This is a genomic window from Pseudomonas sp. CJQ_9, assembly GCF_043106615.1.
Classification (GTDB): Bacteria; Pseudomonadota; Gammaproteobacteria; order Pseudomonadales; family Pseudomonadaceae; genus Aquipseudomonas; species Aquipseudomonas juntendi.
In genome coordinates this window covers 1-25304 of record NZ_JBICMS010000040.1, presented here as the reverse complement: position 1 = coordinate 25304, position 25304 = coordinate 1, and the positions used below count along the sequence as shown (strand labels likewise).

General features: G+C 63.6%; 17 protein-coding genes and 2 tRNA genes. 8 read left to right on the top strand and 11 right to left on the bottom strand.

What is annotated here, in order from left to right; all coding sequences use genetic code 11:
* Positions 1 to 2 precede the first annotated feature (2 nt).
* The 3 genes from nirD to ACF8SD_RS07145 all read right to left on the bottom strand — a co-directional run bounded on the left by nirD (position 3) and on the right by ACF8SD_RS07145 (position 7238).
* Positions 3 to 365 (bottom strand): nitrite reductase small subunit NirD, encoded by a 363-nt coding sequence (gene nirD / locus ACF8SD_RS07155; protein ID WP_392483520.1) that lies wholly within the window; start codon positions 363 to 365, stop codon positions 3 to 5.
* Complete coding sequence (gene nirB / locus ACF8SD_RS07150; protein WP_173887855.1) at positions 365 to 2917, bottom strand: nitrite reductase large subunit NirB; 2553 nt, start codon at positions 2915 to 2917, stop codon at positions 365 to 367. The genes nirD and nirB overlap by 1 nt, the downstream gene beginning before the upstream one ends.
* A 295-nt stretch (positions 2918 to 3212) precedes the next feature.
* Positions 3213 to 7238, bottom strand: coding sequence for a molybdopterin-dependent oxidoreductase (locus ACF8SD_RS07145; protein ID WP_392483519.1), 4026 nt, complete (start codon positions 7236 to 7238; stop codon positions 3213 to 3215).
* Between the two features lie 258 nt (positions 7239 to 7496).
* Between ACF8SD_RS07145 and map the strand changes: the two genes are divergently transcribed.
* A complete protein-coding gene (map, locus tag ACF8SD_RS07140) occupies positions 7497 to 8294 on the top strand; it encodes a type I methionyl aminopeptidase (RefSeq protein WP_392483518.1) in 798 nt (265 codons plus the stop codon).
* A 108-nt stretch (positions 8295 to 8402) separates the two neighbouring features.
* On the opposite strand, the gene ACF8SD_RS07135 is transcribed toward map, so the two are convergent.
* Both ACF8SD_RS07135 and ACF8SD_RS07130 read right to left on the bottom strand, forming a co-directional pair.
* Positions 8403 to 8479, bottom strand: a tRNA-Asp gene (locus ACF8SD_RS07135).
* Positions 8480 to 8492: 13 nt separating this feature from the next.
* Positions 8493 to 8568, bottom strand: a tRNA-Val gene (locus tag ACF8SD_RS07130).
* A gap of 217 nt (positions 8569 to 8785) precedes the next feature.
* On the opposite strand from ACF8SD_RS07130, the gene rdgC reads away from it, so the two are divergent.
* The 3 genes from rdgC (at position 8786) to sugE (ending at position 11303) form a co-directional block, all read left to right on the top strand.
* On the top strand, positions 8786 to 9706 hold the full coding sequence (gene rdgC / locus ACF8SD_RS07125) for a recombination-associated protein RdgC (protein ID WP_009686222.1): 921 nt from the start codon (positions 8786 to 8788) through the stop codon (positions 9704 to 9706).
* Positions 9707 to 9891: 185 nt separating this feature from the next.
* Positions 9892 to 10857, top strand: a complete 966-nt coding sequence (locus ACF8SD_RS07120; RefSeq protein ID WP_173887853.1) for a bile acid:sodium symporter family protein — start codon at positions 9892 to 9894, stop codon at positions 10855 to 10857.
* A gap of 128 nt (positions 10858 to 10985) precedes the next feature.
* A complete protein-coding gene (gene sugE, locus ACF8SD_RS07115; RefSeq protein ID WP_009686221.1) occupies positions 10986 to 11303 on the top strand; it encodes a quaternary ammonium compound efflux SMR transporter SugE in 318 nt (105 codons plus the stop codon).
* 9 nt (positions 11304 to 11312) lie between these two features.
* On the opposite strand, the gene ACF8SD_RS07110 is transcribed toward sugE, so the two are convergent.
* The 4 genes from ACF8SD_RS07110 to ACF8SD_RS07095 all read right to left on the bottom strand — a co-directional run bounded on the left by ACF8SD_RS07110 (position 11313) and on the right by ACF8SD_RS07095 (position 16293).
* Positions 11313 to 13190, bottom strand: coding sequence for an MFS transporter (locus tag ACF8SD_RS07110; protein WP_173887852.1), 1878 nt, complete (start codon positions 13188 to 13190; stop codon positions 11313 to 11315).
* A 140-nt stretch (positions 13191 to 13330) separates the two neighbouring features.
* Positions 13331 to 14164, bottom strand: coding sequence for an amidohydrolase (locus tag ACF8SD_RS07105; RefSeq protein WP_173887851.1), 834 nt, complete (start codon positions 14162 to 14164; stop codon positions 13331 to 13333).
* Positions 14165 to 14187: 23 nt separating this feature from the next.
* A complete protein-coding gene (locus ACF8SD_RS07100) occupies positions 14188 to 15462 on the bottom strand; it encodes an MFS transporter (protein WP_392483517.1) in 1275 nt (424 codons plus the stop codon).
* Positions 15463 to 15561: 99 nt separating this feature from the next.
* On the bottom strand, positions 15562 to 16293 hold the full coding sequence (locus ACF8SD_RS07095) for a GntR family transcriptional regulator (protein WP_392483516.1): 732 nt from the start codon (positions 16291 to 16293) through the stop codon (positions 15562 to 15564).
* 260 nt (positions 16294 to 16553) lie between these two features.
* Between ACF8SD_RS07095 and ACF8SD_RS07090 the strand changes: the two genes are divergently transcribed.
* Positions 16554 to 20030 carry a PAS domain-containing hybrid sensor histidine kinase/response regulator gene (locus ACF8SD_RS07090; protein WP_173887848.1) on the top strand — a complete coding sequence of 1159 codons (3477 nt, stop codon included), beginning with the start codon at positions 16554 to 16556 and terminating at the stop codon, positions 20028 to 20030.
* On the opposite strand, the gene rmuC is transcribed toward ACF8SD_RS07090, so the two are convergent.
* Positions 20002 to 21375 carry a DNA recombination protein RmuC gene (rmuC, locus tag ACF8SD_RS07085; RefSeq protein WP_173891657.1) on the bottom strand — a complete coding sequence of 458 codons (1374 nt, stop codon included), beginning with the start codon at positions 21373 to 21375 and terminating at the stop codon, positions 20002 to 20004. The genes ACF8SD_RS07090 and rmuC overlap by 29 nt on opposite strands.
* A 159-nt stretch (positions 21376 to 21534) precedes the next feature.
* Positions 21535 to 21954, bottom strand: coding sequence for a tetratricopeptide repeat protein (locus ACF8SD_RS07080; protein WP_392483515.1), 420 nt, complete (start codon positions 21952 to 21954; stop codon positions 21535 to 21537).
* Between the two features lie 947 nt (positions 21955 to 22901).
* Here ACF8SD_RS07080 and ACF8SD_RS07075 point away from each other — a divergent pair.
* From ACF8SD_RS07075 to ACF8SD_RS07065, 3 genes are all read left to right on the top strand, one after another.
* The gene (locus ACF8SD_RS07075; RefSeq protein ID WP_009686213.1) at positions 22902 to 23126 is read left to right on the top strand and encodes a hypothetical protein; all 225 of its coding nucleotides are present in this window, start codon (positions 22902 to 22904) and stop codon (positions 23124 to 23126) included.
* Between the two features lie 250 nt (positions 23127 to 23376).
* Positions 23377 to 23859: a hypothetical protein gene (locus ACF8SD_RS07070; protein ID WP_173887846.1), complete on the top strand. Its 483-nt coding sequence runs from the start codon at positions 23377 to 23379 to the stop codon at positions 23857 to 23859.
* Positions 23860 to 24006: 147 nt separating this feature from the next.
* Positions 24007 to 25272 carry an OmpP1/FadL family transporter gene (locus tag ACF8SD_RS07065; RefSeq protein WP_173887845.1) on the top strand — a complete coding sequence of 422 codons (1266 nt, stop codon included), beginning with the start codon at positions 24007 to 24009 and terminating at the stop codon, positions 25270 to 25272.
* The last annotated feature ends 32 nt before the right edge of the window (positions 25273 to 25304 follow it).

The following is a 25304-nucleotide window of genomic DNA, read 5'->3' as shown; positions in this document are numbered from 1 at the left end:
AATCAGGCCACACCCAGTTCCACCGCCTCGCCCTTCAACCGCACCGGCCACACCCGCAAGCGCTGCCCGCCATCCTCCAGACATTCCCCGGTGTGCAGGCTGAAATGCTGCTTGTACAAAGGCGCCGCCACCACCAGCTCACCCTGCACGCTCCCCACCAAGCCGCGGCCGATGATGTTGGCCCCGGAGCGTGGGTCGCGGTTGTCCACCGCGTACAGCGTCTGGGCTTGGCCAGGCAGATAGAACAGCGCCACCTGGGCACCGTCGAGCCACACCACCACACCGGAATCAGCCACCAGGTCTTGCGCCCGGCACACGGCCTGCCAGTTCTCGCGTTCGTTCACAGCAGCACTGGACAACATCATCAGACAGCCTCCTCGACAGTGGGGATCAGGTGCAGCGGCGCGGCAGGCCGGCGTTGTTCGCGTTCACGCACGAAGTGCACGTCCGGGTCGGCGCGCTGGTCGTTTACAAAGGTTCGGAAGCGCTTGAGCTTCTCAGGGTCGTTGAGGGCGTTGGCCCATTCGCACTGGTACTGGTCGACCACATGCTGCATCTGCGCTTCCAGTTCGCTGGCCAGGCCCAGGCTGTCGTCGATGACCACCTGTTTCAGGTAGTCCAGCCCGCCTTCGAGGTTTTCACGCCACACCGAAGTGCGCTGCAGCTTGTCGGCGGTGCGGATATAGAACATCAGCACGCGGTCGATCAGGCGTACCAGGGTTTCGTCATCCAGGTCGGTGGCAAACAGTTCGGCATGCCGCGGGCGCATGCCGCCGTTACCGCACACGTACAGGTTCCAGCCCTTGTCGGTGGCGATCACGCCAATGTCCTTGCTCTGCGCCTCGGCACATTCGCGGGTGCAGCCAGACACGGCGAACTTGAGCTTGTGCGGACTGCGCAGGCCCTTGTAGCGGTCTTCCAGGCGCAGGGCCATGGCCACGCTGTCCTGCACGCCGTAGCGGCACCAGGTACTGCCCACGCACGACTTCACCGTACGGGTCGATTTGCCGTAGGCATGGCCTGTTTCGAAACCAGCCTCGATCAACTCCCCCCAGATGAGCGGCAATTCGTGCAGTTGGGCGCCGAACAGGTCGATGCGCTGGCCGCCGGTGATCTTGGTGTACAGGTCGTATTTCTTGGCCACCTGGCCAATCACGATGAGTTTGTCCGGGGTGATTTCCCCCCCCGGAATACGCGGCACCACCGAATAGGTGCCGTTTTTCTGCATGTTGGCCATGAAGGTGTCGTTGGTGTCCTGCAGCGGCACCAGCGCCGGGTCCATGATCGGCTGGTTCCAGCAGGAGGCAAGGATATTGCCCACCGCCGGCTTGCAGATGTCACAGCCGGTGTGGCCCTTGCCGTGACGTGCGAGCAGTTCGCTGAAGGTGCGGATGCCCTCCACCCGCACCATGCCGTAGAGTTCTTGCCGGGTGTAGGCGAAGTGCTCGCACAGGCTTTTGTCCACCGCTACACCGCGGGCCGTCAGTTCATGCTCGAAGACTTGCTTGAGCAAGGCTGCGCAGCCGCCACAGCCGGTTGCCGCCTTGGTGCAGCCCTTGACCGCAGCCAGGTCGCTGCAGCCGCTGTCGATGGCGGCACAGACTGCACCCTTGCTGACGTTATGGCAGGAGCAGATGGTGGCGCTGTCGGGCAAGGCGTCGGCCCCCAGCGCTGGTGCTGCGCCGCCTTGCGGCAGGATCAGCGCGGCGGGGTCAGCCGGCAGGGCAATACCGTTCTGGGCATACTGCAGCAAGGTGTCGTAATAGCTGTTGTCGCCAACCAGCACCGCACCCAGCACATGCTTGCCGCTGGCATCCACTACCAGCCGCCGGTAGGCGCTGTTGGCTTCGTCGATGAAGCGGTAGCTGCGTGCACCGGGCGTAGCCCCGTGGGCATCACCGATCGAACCGACGTCTACCCCCAGCAACTTGAGCTTGGTCGACATGTCGGCACCGCTGAACGGCACCGGCGCCTCGCCGCAGAGCAATGCCGCCAGGTTGCGCGCCATGCTGTAGCCGGGCGCGACCAGGCCGAACACGCTACCGTTCCACGATGCGCATTCACCGATGGCAAAGATGCGCGGGTCACTGCTGCGGCAGTGCTCGTCGATCACTACCCCGCCGCGTGGGGCGATGTCCAGGCCGCAGGCACGACCAAGGGCATCTTGCGGGCGAATGCCAGCAGAGAACACGATCAGGTCGGTTTCCAGGTATTGGCCACCGTCGAAGTTCATGCGGTAGCGGTAGGCGTCGCCCTGGCTGATGGACTGAGTGGCACGCGACAGGTGCACACCCACGCCCAGCGCTTCGATCTGTGCCTTGAGCGCTGCGCCGCCCTCGCCATCCAGCTGCACCGGCATCAGCCGTGGCGCGAACTCCACCACGTGGGCTTCCAGGCCAAGCGACTTGAGGGCGTTGGCCGCTTCCAGCCCCAGCAGGCCACCCCCCACCACCACGCCACGGCGGGCGCTGGCGGCGGCAGCGCGAATGCCATCGAGGTCGTCGAGGGTACGGTAGACCAGGCGGGCATCACCGCTGGAGCCCTCGATCGGCGGCACAAAGGGGTAGGAACCGGTCGCCAGGACCAGTTGGTCGTAGCCGTAGCGGCCTTGGGCGGTAACCACCTCACCGCGCTCGCGATCGATCTGCAGGACCGCTTCGCCAAGGTGCAGGTGCACGCCGCTGGCGGTGTAGAAGTCGTGCTCGCACAGGGCCAGGGTTTCGGCACAGCTACCGCCAAAGTACTCGGACAGGTGCACCCGGTCGTAGGCGCGCTGGCGCTCCTCGCCGAACACCCGTACCTCGAACTGCTGCAGGGCGCCGCGGCTGACCAGTTGTTCCACACAGTGGTGGCCGACCATGCCGTTGCCGACGATGACCAGTCGCTCTCGTTGCCCGCTGCTCGCTGTTGCCTTCATAAGCCGATCCTCGATCAAAAAAAAAGCGCCTGGAGCCGAAGCTCCAGGCGCCTTTGCCTGTATTCATCACGGTAGGGGGCCCGGTTGATCGCCGTTGATCAGTGGGCTTTGTTGTTACATGGGGTAAGCAGGGAGTGTGCCAAGCCTGTTCCCGGGGGTGGACGCATTACGCGCAAACCCGCGCCTGCACGGGCCTGCACAGCGGTCCAGGCCTATGCAGCAGCGGGTTCGCCCGCGAACCACCCGGCATCGGCTGCGCACACTCGCAGTGCACTGCAACCCATCGCGGTGCACATCAATACACGTCACGCCGGTAGCGCCGGGCCTGGTTCAGGCCGTCCACGTAGGCATCAGCCGCTGCGGCATCCATGCCGCCATGCTCGGCGACAATCGCCCGCAAGGCCGCATCTACATCCTTGGCCATGCGCTGGGCATCACCGCAGACATAGAAGTACGCCCCGGCCTGCAACCATTGCCACAGCTGCGTGCCGTGCTCGAGCATGCGCGTCTGCACGTAGATCTTTTGCGCCTGATCACGCGAGAACGCCGTGTCCAGCCGCAGGTGCCCCGTGGCTTGCCAAGCCTGCAATTGCGCCTGGTAATAAAAGTCGCTTGCAGCGTGCTGCTCGCCGAAGAACAGCCAGTTCGGCCCGCTGGCGCCGCGCGCTTCGCGCTCTTCAAGGAACGCCCGAAATGGCGCAATGCCAGTGCCAGGGCCGACCATGATCAACGGCACACCATCGTCCTCAGGCAGGCGGAAGTGCTTCGACACCTGCGGAAAAATCGCCACCTTCAACGCCTGTGCCCGGTCGGCCAGGAAGCTGGAGCACACACCTTTGCGATCACCGTAGCGCACCGTGGAAACGGTCAGGTGCACCTGTTGAGGGTGCGCCAGTGGGCTGGAACTGATCGAGTACAGCCGTGGCTGCAACGGCTTGAGCAACGCGAGCCAACTGGCCAGTGGCAGTTGCTGCGGGAAGGCGCGCAACACATCGACCAGTTGCCGGCCCCACAACCACGCGTGCAGTTCGGCCTTGCAGTCGGGCTGCAGCAGGCGCTGCAGGTCGGGGGCATTAGCGGCGAACACCTGCAGTTGCTGTGGGGTGACCTTGGCGATTTCCAGGTGTGCCTGCAGGGCTTCGGCCAGCGGCATGGCGGGCTGGCCCTTCAATTCCACCAGCGCCTGGCCGTCGAGTTGCATCAGCGCCAGCAGTTCTGCGACCAGCGCCGGACAGTTGCGTGGCCATACCCCCAGGGCGTCGCCGGCGGCGTAGGTGAAACCGCTGCCACTGAGGTCGAAGACCAACTGGCGGGTTTCCTTGCTGGCACCGGGGCCGTTGAGCAGGCGGTTTTCCAGCAGGGTGGCCGCCCAGGGCCGCTGCTTGGTGTAAGCCGCCACGGGTGCCGCTGCCCCGGCCGGTTGTGCCGCGGCGGTGCTGCCCAGGCTTGGCAGCAGCGCCTCCAGCCAGCCGGCAAACGCTTCGTCGAAGTCGGGCTCGCACTCCACCCGTTGCAGCAGGCGCCGGCCGCCCAGCTCGGCCAGCCGCTGGTCCAGCTTGCGGCCAAAACCACAGAACTGCTCATAACTGGAGTCGCCTAAGGCCAGCACGGCATACGGCAGCTCGGCGCAGTGGCCGCCCTCCTGACCCTGCAACGCCTGCCAGAAGTTCGCGGCACTGTCGGGGGCCTCGCCATCACCGAACGTGCTGGTAATGAATACCACGCTGGCAGCGCCGCGTAGCTGGCTGGGGCGGGTCGCCTGCATGCAACTGAGCTGCACCTGCAGGCCTGCGCCGCGCAGGCGTTCGGCGCAGCGCTCGGCCAGCAGTTCACAGTTGCCGGTCTGCGAAGCCCATACCACCTGGTGCAGCGGCTGGGCTGGCGCCGCGGCCGGTGCCTGGGCCGGGGTCGCGAACAGCCCGGCCAGCAAGCCGTCAACGAACATACGCCGGCTGGCCGGCAGCGGCGCACTGGCCGGCAGGCTGGGCACACCGTCGGCGCGCGCCTGGGCCAGCCCCAGCAAAAAACCTTGCAGATAGTGCCGCTCGTCTTCGGCCAGCACCGGGGCCGGCAAGGTGTCCAGGCCTAACAGGCGGGACAAGGTGGCGGTCGGCATGCTGGCAGGCTCGGCAACGGTGGTGTGCAGTTCAAGGGCCTCGATACGCTCGCCGGCAACCCGCTGCAGGGCCACGGCGCAGTGCTTGAATGCAGGCTGCAACGACAGAGGGTCGAGCGCATCGCAGGTGACGGCATTGATGGCCAGCTGCTCACCGACCAGGTCGTTCCAGTGAAACGGCGCAAAGCAGTTGCCCGGCATGACCCGGTCGCTGATACGCGCCGGGAGCACGGCCTGGCCACGCCGCGAGCGAACGGCCACCTGGTCTTTCTCGGCAATGCCCAAACGGCCGGCATCTTCCGGGTGGATTTCAACGAACGGGCCGGGCTCCAGCTTGTTCAGCGCCGGTACCTTGCCGGTCTTGGTCAGGGTATGCCAATGGTGCTGCACGCGGCCGGTGTTGAGCACCAGGGGGAAGGCGTCATCCGGCAACTCAGCGGCCGGCAGCCAGGGCCGGGCGAAGAAGCGTGCCTTGCCACTGGCCGTGGGGAAGGCGATAGCCGGCCGCTGCCCTTGGTCATCGAGCAGCAGCGCCTGGCTGCTGCCATCGTTAAGGTAACGCAGCGGGCTGCGGTGCTGCTCGCGCCCCGGGGCGCTGGGCCACTGCCGGGGTTGCTGACGCAGGTCGGCATAGCTGATGCCACGCAGGTCATAGCCGGTGGCCGGGTTGTGAAAGCGGCGAATTTCCTCATACACCGCCTCGGCGTTCGGGTAGTCGAAGGCCTCGCCATAGCCCATCGCGCAGGCCACACGGGCGATAATCTGCCAGTCCGGCAGGCTTTGCCCGGGCGGCTCGACAGCGCGGGGCATCAGGGTCAGGTTGCGTTCGCTGTTGATCATCACGCCCTCGCCTTCGGCCCACAGCGCGGCAGGCAGCAGGATATCGGCGTAACGGTTGGTTTCGGTGTCGAGGAAGGCGTCCTGGGCGATCACCAGGTCGGCCTGGCGCAAGCCGTCGAGCACCTGCTGGCGGTTGGCGACACTGGCAACCGGGTTGCTGCAGATGATCCAGCAGGCTTTCACCTCGCCGGCCTTGAGTTGCTCGAACAGCGCCACCGTTCCCTCGCCGGCTTCGCTGCGCAGGCTACCGGGTGGCAGTTGCCACTGCTGTTCGACGAAGGCACGGTCGGCCGCCACCAGCGCCGAGCGCTGGCCGGGCAAGCCGGGCCCCATGTAGCCCATTTCGCGGCCGCCCATGGCATTGGGCTGGCCGGTCAACGAGAACGGCCCGCTGCCAGGGCGGCAAATGGCACCGGTGGCCAGGTGCAGGTTACAGATGGCATTGCTGTGCCAAGTACCGTGAATGCTCTGGTTCAGCCCCATGGTCCAGCAGCTCATCCAGTTGCCGGCTCTGCCGATCCATTGCGCGGCCTTGACGATGTCGGCCTCGGCCAGCCCGGTGATGGCGGCCACCCGTTCGGGGCTGTAGTCATCGAGCAAGGCGGGCATGTCGTCCCAGCCTTCGGTATGGCGGGCGATGAAATCGGGGTGGGTGTGGCCATTGCGATGCAGCAGGTGCAGCAGGCCATTGAGCAAGGCCATGTCGCTGCCGGGGCGCAGCTGCAGGAACAGGTCGGCCTTGTCGGCCGTGGCGCTGCGCCTGGGATCGACAACGATCAGTTTGGCCCCCGCCTTGACCCGGTCGAGCAGGCGCAGGAACAGAATCGGGTGGCAGTCAGCCATGTTCGAACCGATCACCAGAAACACATCGGCGTGCTCGAAATCCTCGTAGCTGCCAGGCGGGCCGTCGGCGCCTAGCGACAGCTTGTAGCCGCTGCCGGCACTGGCCATGCACAAGCGCGAATTGGACTCGATGTGGCGGGTGCGAATGAAACCCTTGGCCAGCTTGTTGGCCAGGTACTGGGCCTCCAGCGACATCTGCCCGGACACGTAGAGCGCTACGGCGTCTGGCCCATGCTGGTCGATGATGGCACGTAGCCGTGCAGCACTGTCGGCAATTGCCTTGTCCATGTTGGCGCGCACCGGCGGCTGGTTGCGTTGCTGGCGCAGGTAGGCGTCTTCCATGCGCCCGGCCGCCGTCAGCGGCAAGTGGGCGGTAAGGCCCTTGGTGCACAGCCGGCCGTAGTTGCTGGGGTGCTGCTTGTCGCCGCTGATCTTGCCGACCTTGCCGTCGGCAACGCTCATGACGATGCCGCAACCAACGCCGCAATACGGGCATACGCTGCGCACTTGGTTATTGACCATGGGCGGGCTCCTGTGGAAACGCAAAAAGGCGCCGGCTGCCCCGGCCTGCAGCAGCAAGCGGGGCAACACGGCGCCTTTGTCGTGAAAATGTGCGGGCTGTCGACGTTGATGGCCCGGGATGGGAGGTAGCCAGCAATTAGTGGGCCAGCTGGAGCAGACGCTTCTACCACGCCCGCGCTCCGGCGTACCGTGCGCACCCTGCGCACCATGCGGTGGCAAGTGCGCACCCGCTGGCGCTATGCTGGGGCAAATTCCAGCATGAGCAACCGCCCTTTCCCCATGCCCCAGGTGATCCTCAAGACCCCCGCCCAACTCGAGCTGATGCGCCGGGCCGGCCAGTTGCTGGCCCAGGTATTCGCTGACCTCGACCACTTCATCCGCCCCGGCGTGACCACCCTGCAAATCAACGACCGCGCCGAAGCCTACATCGTCGAAACGCTCAAGGCCCGGCCTGCGAGCAAGGGCCAGTACGGGTTCCCCTACTCGCTCAATACGTCGGTGGACCATGTGGTGTGCCATGGCATACCCAGGGCCGACGAGGTGCTTGAGGAAGGCTCGATCGTCAACGTCGACATCACGCTGGAACAGGGCGGCTACATCGCCGACGCCTCGAAGATGTACTGCATTGGCACGATCAGCGACGAGGCCCGCCGCCTGGTCGACACCACCTATGCAGCGCTGTGGAAAGGCATCGAGCAGGTGCGCCCAGGGGCCACGCTGGGTGATATCGGCCACGCCGTGCAGGCCCATGCCGAGGCCGCGGGCTACAGCGTGGTGCGCGAATATTGTGGGCATGGTATCGGCCAGCAGATGCATGAAGCGCCGGAGGTGTTGCACGTGGGCCAGCGCGGCATGGGCATGAAGCTCAAGCCAGGCATGGTGTTCACCATCGAACCGATGATCAACCAGGGTGGGCGCGGCACGCGCGAACTGAAAGATGGCTGGACAGTGGTTACCCGCGACCACAGCTTGTCGGCGCAATGGGAGCACACGGTGGCGGTGACGGATGACGGTTTCGAAGTGCTGACGTTGCGTGAAGAAGAACGCCGTGGCTGACACTGCAGCGTTCTGCGGGCTCGTAAAGCATGCAGGCACAAAAAAAGCGACCCTGAGGTCGCTTTCTTTGTTACTTCCGGGTGTTCAGTGGGCCCTGGAAGTTGAATATGGCGCAGCGGACGGGACTCGAACCCGCGACCCCCGGCGTGACAGGCCGGTATTCTAACCGACTGAACTACCGCTGCGCTATACATCGAGTGGTGGGTGATGACGGGATCGAACCGCCGACCCTCTGCTTGTAAGGCAGATGCTCTCCCGGCTGAGCTAATCACCCATGTCTCTCGGTGTGGCGCGCATTCTACGTACGCCCCTGCACCCTGGCAAGCACTTTTTAAACTTTCTTCAAAAAAAACCTCAGGCCTTTCAAAGACCTAGCGTTGACAGGCGTTTTCTTGCGGCATTAACCACTGCTGGCCCTCTGACAGGGTTGGCCTGGGAGCACTGCTCGGAGAATAATGCCCGCCTTATGCATTAATGAGAGATTGCCCCGCATGTGGTTCAAGAACCTGCTGACCTACCGCCTGACCCAGGAAGTACCGTTCGAGCCTGAAGCGCTGGAAGCCGCCCTGGCCAGCAAGCCGGCCCGCGCCTGCGCCAGCCAGGAGCTGTCCACCTATGGTTTCATCGCACCGTTCGGCAAAGGCGAAGACGCGCCCTTGGTGCATGTCAGCGGCGAGTACCTGCTGATTGCCGCCCGCAAGGAAGAACGCATCCTGCCAAGCAGCGTGGTCAATGACGCCGTGAAGGAAAAGGTCGAAGAGATCGAGACCGAGCAGATGCGCAAGGTCTACAAGAAGGAACGCGACCAGATCAAGGACGAGATCATCCAGGCCTTCCTGCCGCGCGCATTCATCCGCCGCTCGATGATTTTCGCCGCCATTGCCCCGCGTCAGGGTGTGATCCTGGTCAACTCGGCCAGCGCCAAGCGTGCCGAAGACCTGCTGTCGACCCTGCGTGAAGTGATGGGCTCGCTGCCAGTGCGCCCAGCGACGGTAAAAATCGCACCGGTTGCCACCATGACCGACTGGGTCAAGTCGCAACAGGCTGCTGAAGGCTTCTACGTGCTGGACGAGTGCGAACTGCGCGACACCGCCGAAGACGGTGGCATCGTGCGTTGCAAACGCCAGGACCTGACCGGCGAAGAAATCCAGCTGCACCTGAGCACCGGCAAGGTGGTTACCCAACTGGCCCTGGCCTGGCAGGACAAGCTGTCGTTCATCCTCGACGACAAGATGGTCATCAAGCGCCTGAAGTTCGAAGAGCTGCTGCAGGAGCAGGCCGAACAGGACGGTGGCGATGAGGCGGCCCAGCAGTTCGACGCCAGCTTCCAGCTGATGATGATGACCTTTGCCGAATTCTTGCCGGTGCTGTTCGAGGCACTGGGTGGCGAGGAGATTCCGCAGGGGGTCTGATGCTGTTCGAAATGCCGGTGCTGGCTTGGGAGAAATCCCGAGACAGTGCTGGCCTCTTCGCGGGCTTGCCCGCTCCCACAGGTACAACACAGGTTCTGGATACTGTGATGTACCTGTGGGAGCGGGCAAGCCCGCGAAGAGGCCAGTGAAATGCTTGAAGCCATAAATAGAAAAGGAATTGCCCCATGCGTGCCCTCGCCGCCCTCAGCCGCTTTGTCGGCAACACCTTCGCCCTGTGGGTGCTGGTGTTCGCCCTGCTGGCTTTCCTGCAGCCGCAATGGTTCATCGCCTTGAAGGTAGCCATCGTGCCGCTGCTGGGGCTGGTGATGTTCGGCATGGGCCTCACCCTCAAGCTCGACGACTTCGCCGCCCTCGCCCGCCAGCCCTGGCGGGTCATGCTGGGGGTGGTTGCGCACTTCGTGATCATGCCGGGCATGGCCTGGCTGCTGTGCCAGCTGTTCCAGCTGCCGCCGGAAATTGCCGTGGGTGTGATCCTGGTTGGCTGTTGCCCCAGTGGCACGGCCTCCAACGTGATGGTCTGGCTGTCTCGGGGCGACCTGGCCTTGGCCGTGGCAATTGCTGCCGTCACGACCCTGCTGGCGCCACTGCTGACCCCTGCCCTGATCTGGTTCCTGGCCTCGGCGTGGCTGCCGGTGTCCTTCATGGACATGTTCTGGTCGATCCTGCAACTGGTGATGCTGCCGATCGTGCTTGGCGTTATCGCCCAGCGTTTGCTCGGTGCCCGCGTGCAGGCGGCAGTGCAAGTGCTGCCGCTGGTGTCGGTGGTGAGCATCGTGATGATCGTGTGCGCAGTGGTGGCGGCCAGCCAGGCAAAAATTGCCGAATCGGGGCTGCTGATCATGGCAGTGGTAGTGCTGCACAACAGCTTTGGCTACTTGCTGGGGTACCTGACCGGCAGGCTGTGCAAACTGCCACTGGCCCAGCGCAAGTCCCTGGCGCTAGAGGTTGGCATGCAGAACTCGGGGCTGGGGGCGGCATTGGCAGCGGCGCATTTTTCGCCCCTGGCAGCGGTGCCCAGTGCATTGTTCAGCGTTTGGCACAATATTTCCGGGGCACTCCTGTCAACCTGGTTCCGGCGCATGGGTGAGCCCGGGGAGCAGGCTGAAGGGGTGGAACCGGCCAGGCATTAGGGTGACAGCCAGGCTTGCCCTGAAACCTGCAGGTGTGCACTATAGTGCTCACTGTGAGGACGGCCTCACGACGCACCGCGTGATCATTCCGGGGACGGCCCCATCATTCACCACGATGGAGAAGCACCATGTCCTGGATCATCCTGTTCTTTGCCGGCCTGTTCGAGGTCGGCTGGGCCGTAGGCCTCAAATACACCGACGGCTTCAGCAAGCCACTGCCTACCGTACTCACCGTTGCCGCCATGGCTATCAGCCTCGGCCTTCTGGGCCTGGCCATGAAGGAGTTGCCACTGGGCACTGCCTACGCCATCTGGACCGGGGTGGGTGCCGTGGGCACGGTGATCGCCGGCATTATCCTGTTCGGCGAATCCATGGCCCTGGTACGCCTGGTTAGCGTGGCGCTGATCATCACTGGCCTGGTTGGCCTTAAGGTCAGCGCCAGCTGATCCCCTCCCCTAGCGCAGGTTGCCGCGCAAGCGGCTGACCTGCTCTCGCAAGGCTTCTGGCTGCGCCGCCTCCACCGGTATGGCGGCACCGGCTACAATGGTCACCCGCGACCATAACCGCTTGAAGAAACCTTTGCGTGGGTCGCGGCTGAAGAAGCTGCCCCACAAGCCCTGCAAGGCCAGCGGAATCACCGGCACCGGGGTTTCTTCGAGGATGCGCTTGACGCCGCCCTTGAACACATCGATTTCACCATCACCGGTCAGTTTGCCCTCCGGGAAGATGCACACCAGCTCGCCGTCGGCCAGGTACGCGGCAATGCGCGCGAAGGCCCGCTCGTACGTGGCCTGGTCTTCGTTGCGCCCGGCAATCGGGATGGCCCCTGCGGTACGGAAGACAAAGTTGAGCACCGGCAGGTTGTAGATCTTGTAGTACATGACAAAGCGGATCGGCCGGCGGATCGCCCCACCCAACAGCAGCGCGTCGACGAACGAGACGTGGTTGCACACCAGCAACGCCGCACCCTGGTCGGGAATGCGCTGCAGGTCACGGTGCTGCACGCGATACATCGAATGGCTGAGCAGCCAGATCAAGAAGCGCATGGTGAACTCGGGCACGATCCTGAAAATGTAGGCGTTGACCGCGATATTGAGCAGCGACACCACCAGGAACAGCTGGGGGATGCTCAGCTTGGCCAGGCCCAGCAGGAGAATGGTGAGCAGCGCCGACACCACCATGAACAGGGCATTGAGGATGTTGTTGGCCGCGATTACCCGGGCGCGCTGGTCTTCGCCGGTGCGGGCCTGAATCAAGGCATACAGCGGCACGATGTAGAAGCCGCCGAACACCCCCAGGCCAATGATCGACAGCAGGATCCACCAGGCCTGGCTCATGCCCAGCAGCGCCAGCCAGTCATGCGGCGCGGCGGCCGCTGGCACATCGCCAGAGTGCCACCACCACAGCAGGCCGAACAGGGTCAGGCCGAATGAGCCGAATGGCACCAGGCCGATTTCCACCTTGCGCCCGCTGAGCCGTTCGCACAGCAGCGAGCCCAGCGCGATGCCCACCGAGAACAGCGTCAGCACCAGCGTTACCACGGTGCCGTCACCGTGCAGCCACTCCTTGGCGTAGGCCGGAATCTGCGTAAGGTAGATGGCACCGACAAACCAGAACCACGAGTTGCCGACGATCGAGCGCGACACTGCCGGCGGCTGGCCCAGGCCCATGCGCAGGATCACCCAGGATTGCTTGAAGATATTCCAGTCCAGCGGCATGTTCGGCGAGGCCGCGGCCGCCCGGGGGATCCAGCGGCTGGCCAGGTAGCCCAGCACCGCAGTGCCGACCACCCCCCCGGCCACCACGGTGGCGTAGCTGTCGGCCGACATCATCACCCCGGCGCCGATGGTGCCTGCCAGGATGGCAAGGAAGGTGCCGGTTTCGACCAGCCCGTTGCCACCGACCAGCTCTTCTTCACGCAGGGCCTGGGGCAGGATGGAATACTTCACCGGGCCGAACAGCGCCGAATGCGTGCCCATGCCGAACAGCGCCACCAGCATCAGCGCCAGGTGGTTGGTGATGAAGCCCAGCGCGCCGATCGCCATGATGGCGATCTCGGCCAGCTTGATGGCGCGGATCAGCGCGTCCTTGGCGAACTTCTCGCCAAACTGACCACCCAACGCCGAAAACAGGAAAAACGGCAGAATGAACAGCAAGGCACACAGGTTGACCCAGATCGACCGGTCACCCTCGCCCAGGCTGAGCTTGAACAGGATCGCCAGGATCAGCGACTGCTTGAACAGGTTGTCGTTGAAGGCACCCAGCGACTGAGTGATGAAAAACGGCAGGAAGCGTCGCTTGCCGAGCAAGGTGAATTGCGAGGAATGACTCATCGTCCTTGGTCCTGATGGCTTTTCAATTGGAGGCGCGCCGGGCGCACCAAGCCACAAATCTGCATGGGAAATGCAGCGGCTGGCAAGCGCCGGGGGCAGAACCCGCCACGATCAGCGGGTCGATCGCGACCGGCAGGCGCTCATTCGAAACCGAACAAAGCCCGCGCGGTATCCACCAACAGGGCCTGGCGCAGCCGGGCCGAGCAGCCCAAGGCATCGAACTGCTGCACTGCAGTGGCAAAACTGATCGCCGACTCATGCTGGGTATGCGGCCAATCACTGCCCCACATCAAGCGCTCGGCGCCATAGTGCGCTTCCAGCGCGCACAGTGCCGAGCGCGCGAAGGCCAGATTCTCGTCCGGCGCCCCCGCCAGCCGGTAGATCCCCGACACCTTCACCCAAACCTTGCCCTGCCCGCCCAGGGTCAACAGTTCGGCGAACCCGGGCTGGCCCAGCCCACGGCGGGCATCGGGGCGGCCGAAATGGTCGATGACGATGTTCAGGCCATAGGGCTGGAGCGCGCGGACCAGTGCCGGTATGTCCGCCACCTGCCGGTGCAGTTCCAGGTGCCAGCCTTGTTCGCCAATGCGTTCGAGCAGCGGTCGCCAGCGGCCACTGGCCAGGTCCGGCAGGGCTTGGCCCATCAGGTTCAGGCGCACACCACGCACGCCTGACCGGGCCATGTCGGCAAGGGTTTGCGGCTCGACATCGGGCGCCACCATCACTACCCCCCGCAGTTGCTGCGGCATCGCCTGCAGAGCGCTGAGCAGGTAGCGGTTGTCGGTGCCGAGGAAACTCGGCTGCACCAGCACGCCATGGCTGAAACCATGAGCCAGCAGCTGGCCCAGGTAGTCGCCCAGCGGCGCATCGTAATCAGGGGCATAGCGCCGCTCACTGGCCAGCTCCAGCCCACGGCTGAAAACGTGGGCGTGGCTGTCGATCGCGCTCAGGTGTAAAGGAGGTACGTCGGGCATGGCTCTCATACAGAAAAGTCAGGTTACTTGGCAGCTACGCCGCCGATGTGCCGCGCCGTGGCATTTTCGAGGTTGCGCCCGCGTGTCTCCGGCAAGCACAGGGCGGCGATCACCGCCACGCCATAGGCGATGCCAGCGTCGATACCAATGGCGCTGCCCAAGGACATCGACTCGCTCATGTGGCCGACCAGGAACGGGAACACTGCCGACAGTACGCGGCCGAAGTTGTAGCAGAAGCCCACCCCGGCACCGCGCACCTCGGCCGGGTACAGTTCATTGAAAAACGCCCCCAGACTGGCCGGGATACCGGCGGCGAAAAAGCCCAGCGGGAAGCCGAGGAACAGCATCTGCGTGTTGGTCAGCGGGAAGAACACATAGGCTTGTACGGTCAGCACGCAGCACAGGGCGAACAGCAGAATATTCTTGCGCCGGCCGATGCGGTCGATCAGCAGGCCGCTGACCACGCAACCGCACCAGAAGGCCAGGATGATCACCGCCAGGTAACCACCGGAGTTCAGCACCGACAGGTGGCGCTCGGTTTTGAGGAAGGTCGGCAGCCAGGTCATTACGGCGTGGTACCCACCATGGGCGCCCAGGCCAAGCAGGCCGCCCAGCAAGGTCACGCGCAACAGCTGCGGGCGGAAGATGCCGGCCATGGAGTGCAGGAAGCTGGCAGGGATGGCATTGGCACTCTGCAGGCGCTGGAAGCTGTCCGGTTCGGGCACGTTGCGGCGTACCCAAAGGATCAGCAACGACGGCAACAGGCCGACGAAGAACATCACCCGCCAGGCAAATTCCTGCGGCACCAGCGAGTAGATCAGCATGAACAGTGCCACGGCCAGGCCCCAGCCCACGGCCCAGGCGCTCTGTACCGTGCCCATGACCTTGCCGCGGTATTTCGGGTTGATGGTTTCGGCCATCAGCACGGCGCCGGCAGCCCACTCGCCGCCGATACCGAAGCCTTGCATCGCCTTGACCAACAGCAAGGGGTAAAAACCGGTGACGAATGCCGAGAGGAAGGTGAAGCACGAGAACCAGAGGATCATCCACTGCAGGGTCCGCACGCGGCCGTAGCGGTCGGACAAGGTGCCACCCAGCCAGCCGCCGATGGCCGAGGTCACCAGGGTCAGGCCACTGATCAGGCCGGCATCAGCTTTGCTCAGGGAGAAGGCGGCGATCAGCGCCGGGATGGCCAGGCCGAACATCTGCACTTCCAGCGCATCGAGCGACCAGCCGCCGAAACAGGCCCAGAATGTCTTGCGTTCCCGCGAGGTGATCTGCCGATACCAACTGAACATGATTGTTATCCTTCTAGTGTGTGCGTGTAACCGCCAGGCAGGCGAAGCCACCGCGCCGCATGGGCACGGCGCAGAGGGATACGGGGTGCAGCCGCCGGCTTAGCGAATGTCGATGCGGTAGCGGAAGTGCTGCGCATGGCCGCGTGAGCGGCGCCATTCCAGCGGCTTGCCGGCGTAGTCACGGGCCAGGCGCTCGATCACCACCACCGGGCTGCCGGCCGGCAGTTGCAGCAAGCGGCCATGCGCCGCGTCAACCGCTCCGGCGGTCAGGGTTTCTTCGGCGTAGGCGACCACCTGGCCGCACAGTGCTTCATAGAGGGGGTACAGCAGCGGCCCCTCGCGGTTCAAATCGACCTCCAGCAACGGCTGGAACGTCTGGCGCGGCAACCAGATTTCTTCGGCCAGTACCGGCTGGGCGCCGAGCAGGCGCGTACGCACAATACGGATCACTTCGCTGTGCACCGCCAGGCCCAGTGCCTCGGCGACCGCCGAAGGCGCGGTCATCGGCTCGATGGCAAGAATGCGGCTTTCAGGCACCGCGCGCTGGCCATTGGCGGCTTCGAAGCGGAAGAACCGGAACAGCGAAGACTGGAATTGCGGGCGGCGTACGAAGGTACCGCGCCCCTGCTGACGCTCCAGCACGCCTTCAGCCACCAGTACGTCCACCGCTTTGCGCACGGTGCCGACTGACATGTCGAACTCGGTGGCCAAGGCAGCCTCAGTCGGGATCGCCTCACCGGGGCGCCAGCGGTTATTGGCAATCTGCTCGAGCAAGTGGTCGCGCAGTTGTTGGTAACGGGGCAGTCGAGCATCACCGGACAGTGGGTGCATGGGTCTCGCTCTCTTGTTGTTATATAAACATATATATGAATTCTGGAGGCAGTATTCCCCGCGTATGCCGGGCTGTCAATCCTCCATCTGCCGAGGTTTTGAAGCGTCAGCTGCCTCGCTCGCGACAGGGCCAGTGCCGGTCAACGAAGCCGGGCCCTGCGACCACGCGCCACTGCGACCATCGTCGGCGCTGACGAAGCGCCACCGGCGTGCCAGACTGGTAGATCGGGACCGCGTTATCTTATTGCTTCGGAGTTTTCATGTCGTTGTCCAGCGGGCTGATCGCCGTGGTCGCCCTGGCCTATATGGCCATCATGTTCGCCATCGCCTTCTATGGCGACCGCCGCAGCACGCCGTTGCCGCCCAAGCTGCGCGCCTGGGTGTACAGCCTGTCGCTGGCCGTGTACTGCACCAGCTGGACCTTCTTCGGCGCCGTTGGCCAGGCCGCCGAACAACTGTGGGCGTTCTTGCCGATCTACCTGGGCCCGGTACTGCTGCTGATTTTTGCGCCTTGGGTGTTGCAGAAGATGGTGCTGATCAGCAAGCAGCAGAACATCACCTCGATCGCCGACTTCATCGCCGCACGCTATGGCAAGTCGCAGACCCTGGCGGTGGTGGTGGCACTGATCTGCCTCGTTGGCGTGCTGCCCTACATCGCCCTGCAGCTCAAGGGCATCGTGCTGGGCGTGAACCTGCTGATCGGCGCCAGTGCCGACGCCACCGGCACACGTGTCCAGGACACCGCGCTGGTGGTGTCACTGGTATTGGCGCTGTTCGCCATCGTGTTCGGCACGCGCAGCCTGGACGTGACCGAACACCACCGTGGCATGGTCCTGGCCATTGCTTTCGAATCGCTGATCAAGCTGCTGGCCTTCCTGGCTGTGGGCATCTTCGTGGTGTTCAACCTGTATGACGGCTTCGGCGACCTGTTCAGCCAGGCACGCCAGTCGATTCAGTTGCAGGATTACTGGCAGGAGACCATCAACTGGCCCTCCATGGTGGTGCAGACCGCCGTGGCGATGATGGCGATCATCTGCCTGCCGCGCCAGTTCCACGTTACCGTGGTGGAGAACATCGAACCCCAAGACCTGCGCCTGGCCCGCTGGGTGTTCCCCCTGTACCTGGGGCTGGCTGCCCTGTTCGTGGTGCCGATTGCCCTGGCCGGGCAAATGCTGCTGCCAGGGGCCGTGATCTCCGACTCGTTCGTGATCAGCCTGCCGCTGGCCGAGGCCCACCCGAGCCTGGCCCTGCTGGCGTTCATCGGCGGCGCCTCGGCAGCCACCGGCATGGTCATCGTCGAGGCCGTGGCACTGTCGACCATGGTCTCCAACGACATGCTGCTGCCCTGGCTGCTACGCCGCAACAATGCCGAACGGCCGTTCGAAGCGTTCCGTCACTGGATGCTCTCGGTGCGCCGGGTGACCATCGTGGTGATCCTGCTGCTGGCCTATGTCAGCTATCGCCTGCTGGGCTCGACCGCCAGCCTGGCAACCATCGGCCAGATCGCGTTTGCCGCCGTGACCCAATTGACCCCGGCCATGCTCGGCGCGCTGTACTGGAAGCAGGCCAACCGCCGCGGCGTGTTTGCCGGCCTGGCTGCCGGTATCTTCCTGTGGTTCTACACCTTGGTGTTGCCGATTGCCGCGCACAGTCTGGGCTGGCCGCTGCAGGTGTTCCCAGGGCTGGCCTGGCTGCACGGCAACCCGCTGAACCTGCCGATCAGCCCTCTAACCCAGGGCGTGGTGTTGTCGCTGGCGGGCAACTTCACCCTGTTCGCCTGGGTGTCGCTGCTGTCGCGCACGCGGGTGTCCGAACATTGGCAGGCTGGCCGCTTCATTGGCCAGCAGACCAGCGCCCGGCCCAGCAGCAAGCCGCTGCTGGCGGTACAGATCGACGACCTGCTGACCCTGGCATCGCGCTTTGTCGGGGAAGAGCGCGCCCGGCAGAGCTTCATCCGCTTTGCCTACCGCCAGGGCAAGGGCTTCAACCCCAACCAGAACGCGGACGGCGACTGGATCGAACACACCGAACGGCTGCTGGCCGGCGTGCTGGGCACCTCGTCGACCCGCGCGGTGGTCAAGGCGGCCATCGAAGGCCGCGACATGCAGCTGGAAGACGTGGTACGCATCGCCGATGAAGCCAGCGAAGTCCTGCAGTTCAACCGCGCCCTGCTGCAGGGCGCCATCGAGAACATCAACCAGGGCATCAGCGTGGTCGACCAGAACCTGCACCTGGTGGCCTGGAACCGCCGTTACCTTGAGCTGTTCAACTACCCGGAGGGGCTGATCAGCGTCGGCCGGCCGATTGCCGACATCATCCGTTACAACGCCGAGCGCGGGTTGTGCGGCCCCGGCGAGGCACAGGTGCACGTGGCGCGCCGCCTGCACTGGATGCGCCAGGGCCGTGCGCACTCGTCCGAGCGGCTGTTCCCCAATGGCCGGGTAATCGAGTTGATCGGCAACCCGATGCCCGGGGGCGGGTTCGTCATGAGTTTCACCGACATCACGCCATTTCGCGAGGCCGAACAGGCACTGCGCGATGCCAATGAAGGCCTGGAGCAACGGGTGGCCGAGCGCACCCATGAACTGTCGCAACTGAACCAGGCCTTATCCGAAGCCAAGAGCCAGGCCGAAGCGGTCAGCAAGTCCAAGACCCGCTTCCTGGCAGCCGTCAGCCATGACCTGATGCAACCGTTGAATGCTGCACGGCTGTTTTCCGCCGCCTTGTCGCAGCAGGCCGAAGGCATGAATGAAGAAGCCCGGCAGTTGGTGCAGCACATGGACAGCTCGCTGCGCTCGGCAGAGGAGCTGATCAGCGACCTGCTGGACATCTCGCGCCTGGAAAACGGCAAGATAACCCCGGACGCCAAGCCCTTCGCCCTTACCGAACTGTTCGACACCCTCGGCGCCGAGTTCAAGCTGCTGGCCGCCGAGAAGGGCCTGGAGTTCCGCCTACGCGGCAGCCGCCTGCGGGTGGACAGTGACATGAAGCTGCTGCGCCGGGTGCTGCAGAACTTTCTTACCAACGCCCTGCGCTATGGCAAAAGCCCGATTCTGCTGGGGGCACGGCGCCAGGGCGGGCGGCTGTGGCTGGAAGTCTGGGACCGCGGCCCAGGCATCGCCGACGACAAGCTGCAGGTGATCTTCCAGGAGTTCAAGCGCCTGGACAGCCACCAGACCCGCGCCGAAAAGGGCCTGGGCCTGGGCCTGGCGATCGCCGACGGCCTGTGCCGGGTGCTCGGCCACCCACTTGAAGTGCGTTCATGGCCAGGCAAAGGTACGGTGTTTCGGGTCAGTGTGCCCATCGCCCGCCAGGCCGCGCCGGCACAGCCTGCCCCGCTGGAACAGGCGAGCCAGCCGCTGGCAGGCTTGCAGGTACTGTGCGTAGACAATGAAGACAGCATTCTGATCGGCATGAACAGCCTGCTCAGCCGTTGGGGTTGCCAGGTGTCTACTGCGCGTAACCAGGCCGAATGCGCCGCCTTGCTGGACCACGGCCTGCGCCCGCACCTGGCGCTGGTGGACTACCACCTGGACGACGGCGAGACCGGCACCGGGCTGATGGGCTGGCTACGTGCGCGGTTGGGTGAACCCCTACCGGGTGTGGTGATCAGTGCCGACGGCAGCAAGGAAACCATTGCCCTGGTGCATGCGTCCGGCCTCGACTACCTGGCCAAGCCGGTCAAGCCTGCGGCCTTGCGCGCCATGCTCAATCGCCATCTGAGCCTGGTTCAGTAAGCGCTCGATCGGCCAGCGCCGCGTCAGCCATCGCCCGTTCCAGCAGGTCGGGCGGCAGGCTCTTGCTGGCGCGGGCGCCGAGCAACTTCAATTGCTCGCTGCGGCTTACCAGGTTACCGCGCCCCTCGCACAACTTGTTGCGCGCCGCGGCATAGGCTTTGTCCACCTGTTGCAGGCGACTGCCCAGCTCGTCCAGGTCCTGGATGAACAGGACGAACTTGTCGTATAGCCAGCCGGCCCGCTCGGCGATCTCCCGGGCGTTCTGGCCTTGGCGCTCCTGCTTCCAGAGGCTGTCGATCACCCGCAACGTCGCCAGCAAGGTCGTGGGGCTGACGATCACGATCTGCCGATCGAAGGCTTCCTGGAACAGGTTAGGCTCCGCCTGCAGGGCCGCCGAGAAGGCCGCCTCGATGGGCACGAACAGCAACACGAAGTCGAGGCTGTGCAGGCCTTCGAGGCGGTTGTAATCCTTGCTCGACAAGCCTTTGACATGGCTGCGCAGCGATTGCACATGCTGCTTGAGCGCGGCCTCGTCATTGCTGGAAACGAACTGCTGATAGGCCGTGAGGCTGACCTTGGCGTCCACCACCACCTGCTTGTCGCCCGGCAGCATGATCAGCACATCGGGCTGGAAGCGCTCGCCATCGGCGCTCTTCAGGCTGACCTGGGTCTGGTACTCGCGGCCCTTCTCCAGGCCGGCGTGCTCCAGTACCCGCTCGAGAACCAACTCGCCCCAGTTGCCCTGGGTTTTCTGCCCCTTCAGTGCCTGGGTCAGGTTGGTAGCTTCGTCGGACAGGCGCAGGTTGAGCTGTTGCAGGCGCTCCAGCTCCTTGCCCAGCGAGAAGCGCTCCCGGGCTTCCTGTTGGTAGCTTTCCTCGACGCGTTTTTCGAACGACTGGATGCGTTCCTTGAGGGGGTCGAGCAACTGGCCAAGGTGCTGCTGGCTGGTCTGGGCAAAGCGCTGCTCACGCTCGTCGAAGATCTTGGTGGCCATTTCGGCGAACTGGGCACGCAGGGTGTCACGGGCTTCTTGCAGGTCTTCCAGGCGTTGCTGGTGGCTTTCCTGCTGTTCGCGCAGTTCGGCCTCCAGGCGTGCGCTTTGCGCCTCCAGGCGGCGCAGTTCGGCTTCGCGGTTGGCGCGTTCGAGGTGCCAGGCATGGGCGGCGTCGCGGGCGTTGTCGCGGTCGATCTGCAGCAACTCCAGCTCACGGCCCTGAGCGGCCAGCTCGCTCTGCTTGAGGGTATTGGCTTCGCTGAGATCGCTGATTTCGTCGCGGCTGGCATCCAGCTGCGCTTGCAGCCCGGCCTGGGCCAACTGGGCGGCGTTGAGACGCTCCTCCAGCAACGCCTGCTCGGCTTGCCGTGCGCCCTGACGGCGCTGGAGCTGCATGATCCACCCCAGGCAGGGCAACGCCCCTGCCACCACGCCAAGCAGAATGCTGGCCAGATCCACTGTCATGCTTACCCCGAACGCGCTGTGCAATTGGCTGCAGCTTATCAGCCTTCAACCCGCAAACCACTGCCCCAGCAGCCGCTGCGCTTCTTGCGAACCTTGCCCCGCCGCAAGCTCCAGCCAGTAACGCGCCTGCGCTGGCTCTTGATGCTGGCACAACCGTGCGTATTCCAGCTGCGCACGCCGGTCCCCGGCCCGCGCTGCCTGGCGCAGTAACTCATGGCCAATACGCCGGTCACGGGCATTGCCGCAATCCCGGCACAGCATTTGCCCAAGCCGGCTTTGCGCCACCACGACACCTTGGCGGGCCGGCTGCTTCAGCAGGCGGCCTGCCAGATGCTTGACCTGGGGCTTGTCACCAAGGCGCGGGCTATCGAGCAGCCACAAGGCCACTTTCAAGCTGAACCGCTTGGCGTCAGGGGGTGGTGTAGGGGCGGCGGAGGTGGCGAGCTGTTTATAGCGGAACTTCATGGCAACACGTATGGCAATGCGAAAGGCGCGCCACTGTACGCTTTTTTTTTTGCCATGACCCGTCGAAATCGAAACAATGAAAAAAATTTTAAATGATCTTTTCTTGACGTTCGTGGGCGCATACGAAGGCAGGTCATCCAGGCTTCGCGTTGGTCGGACGGCTCACAGCGCAGCGGACACGCCCGTGCTAGAGCAAGTGCCGGGGACAATCCACAGTTCCTGTGGATAACTCGGTGGACAACCCTATGACACACCCCGCAAACCCCCGTAAACTGTGGGCTTCGGTCAAACTGACGATTTTTTCACCAGCTGAAAATAGTGTTTTTTTTCATTGACTTAACCGCGCAGTCAAGGCATTGGCGAAGTCGGCAGGGGTTGTTGCGGTGCTGTTACAAGCCCTGCACCGAATGTGAACAAATGCACCCTTTGCCCTCCTTTGAATGCACGCAATGGGCACATCCTCGGCGATTCGAGCCATTTTCACCCTCTTCCCAGCGTGGCAAATTCACGCCATACTGCTCGGCTACCCAAGACTGACGTAGTGCTTGCCAAGCGCACTCATTCACTGTACAGTCCGCCTCGTTAGTACCAAGCTGAAAGTCAATTCTGGCCCCATGTCCTTGCAGTCGCCCACCTCCCAAGTGCGGCCCTGCTGAAACCAGGACCGGCCCATTCGATGATTCACTCGCCAGCCACAGGCTGGTCAAGCACGAATCACCCGACAGATTGATCAGGATCCCACCCCGATGGCCGCGAACCTTGGCCCCGGCGTGCTGCCTGCCTTCTGAAGTACCTACCAGTCAGCCCAAGCGCCCACATTTGATTGCGCCCCCTCTGGCTGCCCTGTTCCAGTCAGGTTCGCTCGTCCCTTAATAATGGCGTCACTGGAACGTTTCTATCATGCACGGATCATACTCCCCGTGTTTAAAGCAGGAACATCCAACAATATGCAAACTCATCATCAGATTCAGGCTGCCATTGGCACCCTTTCCCAGGCCTTCTCGCCGTTGAAGTGCCTCATCGTTGCCCCACGCAAAGGCAGCTTCAGCTTTACCCTGGTAGACGAACACGGCGTCGCCTGCCACACCGAGCGTCTGTACCCTGAACAGTACAGCCGCAATGAACCCTTGCAGGCGGTCATTGCAAGGACTCGCCAGTCGCTCACCGCGTGAGCGGCGAATACTGCAGTATTCATGCGCTGAATCGTAGCATCGCCCACCTGCCTGAACGTTCATGGCGTAATCGCCTTAGGGCATATAGCCCGCGACGTCAGGCAGCAATCGATTTAAAAACAGCTCTTTACACCACGATTATCACACTACACTTCAACTCGAGCGGTACTTGCCGCTTCCGGCGGGCCTGACTACTTCACCAGCTGCCAAGCTCCAGCGCCCGTCCGGCCCTTTACTGTTCGAGGGCATCATGGGTATTGCGGCGAATGAATTGTGTCAGTATGTGATACGGCCCACCCTGGTTTACCTGAACCGTCACTGCGCCAGCGCTGAAGCCTTGTTACTGGGCGTTGCCGCCAGCCAGTCGGCACTCGGGGCCGCCTTGCACGACCGACGCGGGCACGGCCTGTACCGCATTGGCGAACACCGCCACCAGGCGCTGTGGGACAACTACCTTGCCCGTGATCCCGACCTGGCCAGCCTGGTCCGGGGCCTGGCGAGCCAGCATGCCTTCCTCGGCGGCCCACACCTCGAGCTTACGGTCAACCTGCGATACTCCACGGCCATTGCCTGGATGCTCATTGAGGAGCATGCCACGCCCTTGCCTGCCGCTGACGATTTACTGGCACTGGCGCGTATATGGCGTCAGATCTTCCACCCCCAAGGCCGCTTGCGCGACTTCACTCACGCTTGGCACACCTGCGTTGATCAAAGATTGCCACAGGCATCTTGAGAAGCGTCCTACATCAAAGCCGGAAAAAAGGGAATTTTGGTCGGATTGTCCTACAAAACCGCTCTAACTCCTGCGATTGAGGCTATAGCGCGGCGCGTCATTTGTTGGTAGCTTTTCGCCCCGGAGATCCCAAGGAGTTTTCTAATAATGAAAAAAGTAATGCTCAAAACCTCCCTCGGCGTAGCCGTTGCTCTTGCATCCAGCCAGCTTTTCGCCAGCGGCTTTGCATTGAACGAACAGAGCATCAGCAGCATGGGGACAGGTTTCGCGGGACGTTCTTCTTCTGCCGAAGATGCCAGCACCGTGTTTGGCAACCCGGCCGGCATGTCCCGCCTCAAACGTGAACAGTTCACCGTGGGCGGCGCAGCCGTCATCGCCAAAACCGACATTTCCGGGCCAGGCAGCAACCTCGGGGGGGAAACCGATGGTGACATGGTGCCGGTCGTTGGCGTGCCCATGGGCTACTACGTCAAACCTATCGACGACCACTGGAGCGTCGGCTTCGGTGTCTACGTGCCGTTCGGCCTGGTAACCGACTACGGCAGCGATGACGCTGCGCGCTACTGGGGCAAAAAGAGCCACGTCGAGGTCGTCACCTTCCAGCCCACCGTCAGCTACGCTTTCAACGACAAGGTCTCGATCGGTTTTGGTCCAACCATCAACCGCATCAAGGGTGAGCTGGGCTCCAGCCTGATCAACCCATTCACCCCGGGCCGCAACGATGGCGAAGTGAAAATCAAGGGTGACGATACTGCCGTAGGCTACAACATCGGCCTTATGGTGCAGGCCACCGACCGCACCCGCGTCGGCCTGACCTACCACTCGATGGTCGACTACAAGCTGGAAGGCAAGACCCGCGTCAGCACCCCGCTGATCGGGCCGTTCAACGGCAACAAGTTCGATGCCAGCCTGAAGATCAAGACGCCGGAATCGGTCGACCTTTCGGTTACCCACGAACTCGATGACCAGTGGACCCTGTACGCGGGCAGCACCTGGACCCGCTGGAGCCGCCTGGAAAACATCACCGTGCAGAACGATGTGCCTGCGCCACTGGCAGGTTCGGCATTCCAGACCATTACCGAAGAGCAGAACTGGCACGATACCTGGGCACACGCCATTGGTGCATCGTACAAGGTCAACAAGGAGTGGGTACTGCGTACCGGCTTTACCGTTGACCAATCGCCAACCAACAACCACGACCGTTCGCCGCGCATCCCCACAGGTGATCGCAAGGTGTTCAGCCTGGGCGCAGGCTGGAGCCCGAATGACGACATGACCATTGACGTGGCCTATTCCTACCTCTGGGAAGAAGACACCAAGGTCAACCAGGTCAGCGCAACCAAGGGCAGCTACCAGGCCAAGTATGAGAACAGCGCGCACGGTGTCGGTGCGTCGCTTACCTATCGTTTCTGACGGTACGCGCTACCTGAAAAAAACCGCCCTCG

Bases quoted from the DNA above. Each gene is read 5' to 3' on its own strand.
- ACF8SD_RS07145 (WP_392483519.1), bottom strand. From the start codon at position 7,238: ATGGTCAATAACCAAGTGCGCAGCGTATGCCCGTATTGCGGCGTTGGT.
- nirB (WP_173887855.1), bottom strand. From the start codon at position 2,917: ATGAAGGCAACAGCGAGCAGCGGGCAACGAGAGCGACTGGTCATCGTC.
- rdgC (WP_009686222.1), top strand. From the start codon at position 8,786: ATGTGGTTCAAGAACCTGCTGACCTACCGCCTGACCCAGGAAGTACCG.
- ACF8SD_RS07065 (WP_173887845.1), top strand. From the start codon at position 24,007: ATGAAAAAAGTAATGCTCAAAACCTCCCTCGGCGTAGCCGTTGCTCTT.
- ACF8SD_RS07090 (WP_173887848.1), top strand. From the start codon at position 16,554: ATGTCGTTGTCCAGCGGGCTGATCGCCGTGGTCGCCCTGGCCTATATG.
- ACF8SD_RS07080 (WP_392483515.1), bottom strand. From the start codon at position 21,954: ATGAAGTTCCGCTATAAACAGCTCGCCACCTCCGCCGCCCCTACACCA.
- ACF8SD_RS07110 (WP_173887852.1), bottom strand. From the start codon at position 13,190: ATGAGTCATTCCTCGCAATTCACCTTGCTCGGCAAGCGACGCTTCCTG.
- nirD (WP_392483520.1), bottom strand. From the start codon at position 365: ATGATGTTGTCCAGTGCTGCTGTGAACGAACGCGAGAACTGGCAGGCC.
- ACF8SD_RS07120 (WP_173887853.1), top strand. From the start codon at position 9,892: ATGCGTGCCCTCGCCGCCCTCAGCCGCTTTGTCGGCAACACCTTCGCC.
- ACF8SD_RS07095 (WP_392483516.1), bottom strand. From the start codon at position 16,293: ATGCACCCACTGTCCGGTGATGCTCGACTGCCCCGTTACCAACAACTG.
- ACF8SD_RS07105 (WP_173887851.1), bottom strand. From the start codon at position 14,164: ATGCCCGACGTACCTCCTTTACACCTGAGCGCGATCGACAGCCACGCC.
- ACF8SD_RS07075 (WP_009686213.1), top strand. From the start codon at position 22,902: ATGCAAACTCATCATCAGATTCAGGCTGCCATTGGCACCCTTTCCCAG.
- ACF8SD_RS07100 (WP_392483517.1), bottom strand. From the start codon at position 15,462: ATGTTCAGTTGGTATCGGCAGATCACCTCGCGGGAACGCAAGACATTC.
- map (WP_392483518.1), top strand. From the start codon at position 7,497: ATGAGCAACCGCCCTTTCCCCATGCCCCAGGTGATCCTCAAGACCCCC.
- sugE (WP_009686221.1), top strand. From the start codon at position 10,986: ATGTCCTGGATCATCCTGTTCTTTGCCGGCCTGTTCGAGGTCGGCTGG.
- ACF8SD_RS07070 (WP_173887846.1), top strand. From the start codon at position 23,377: ATGGGTATTGCGGCGAATGAATTGTGTCAGTATGTGATACGGCCCACC.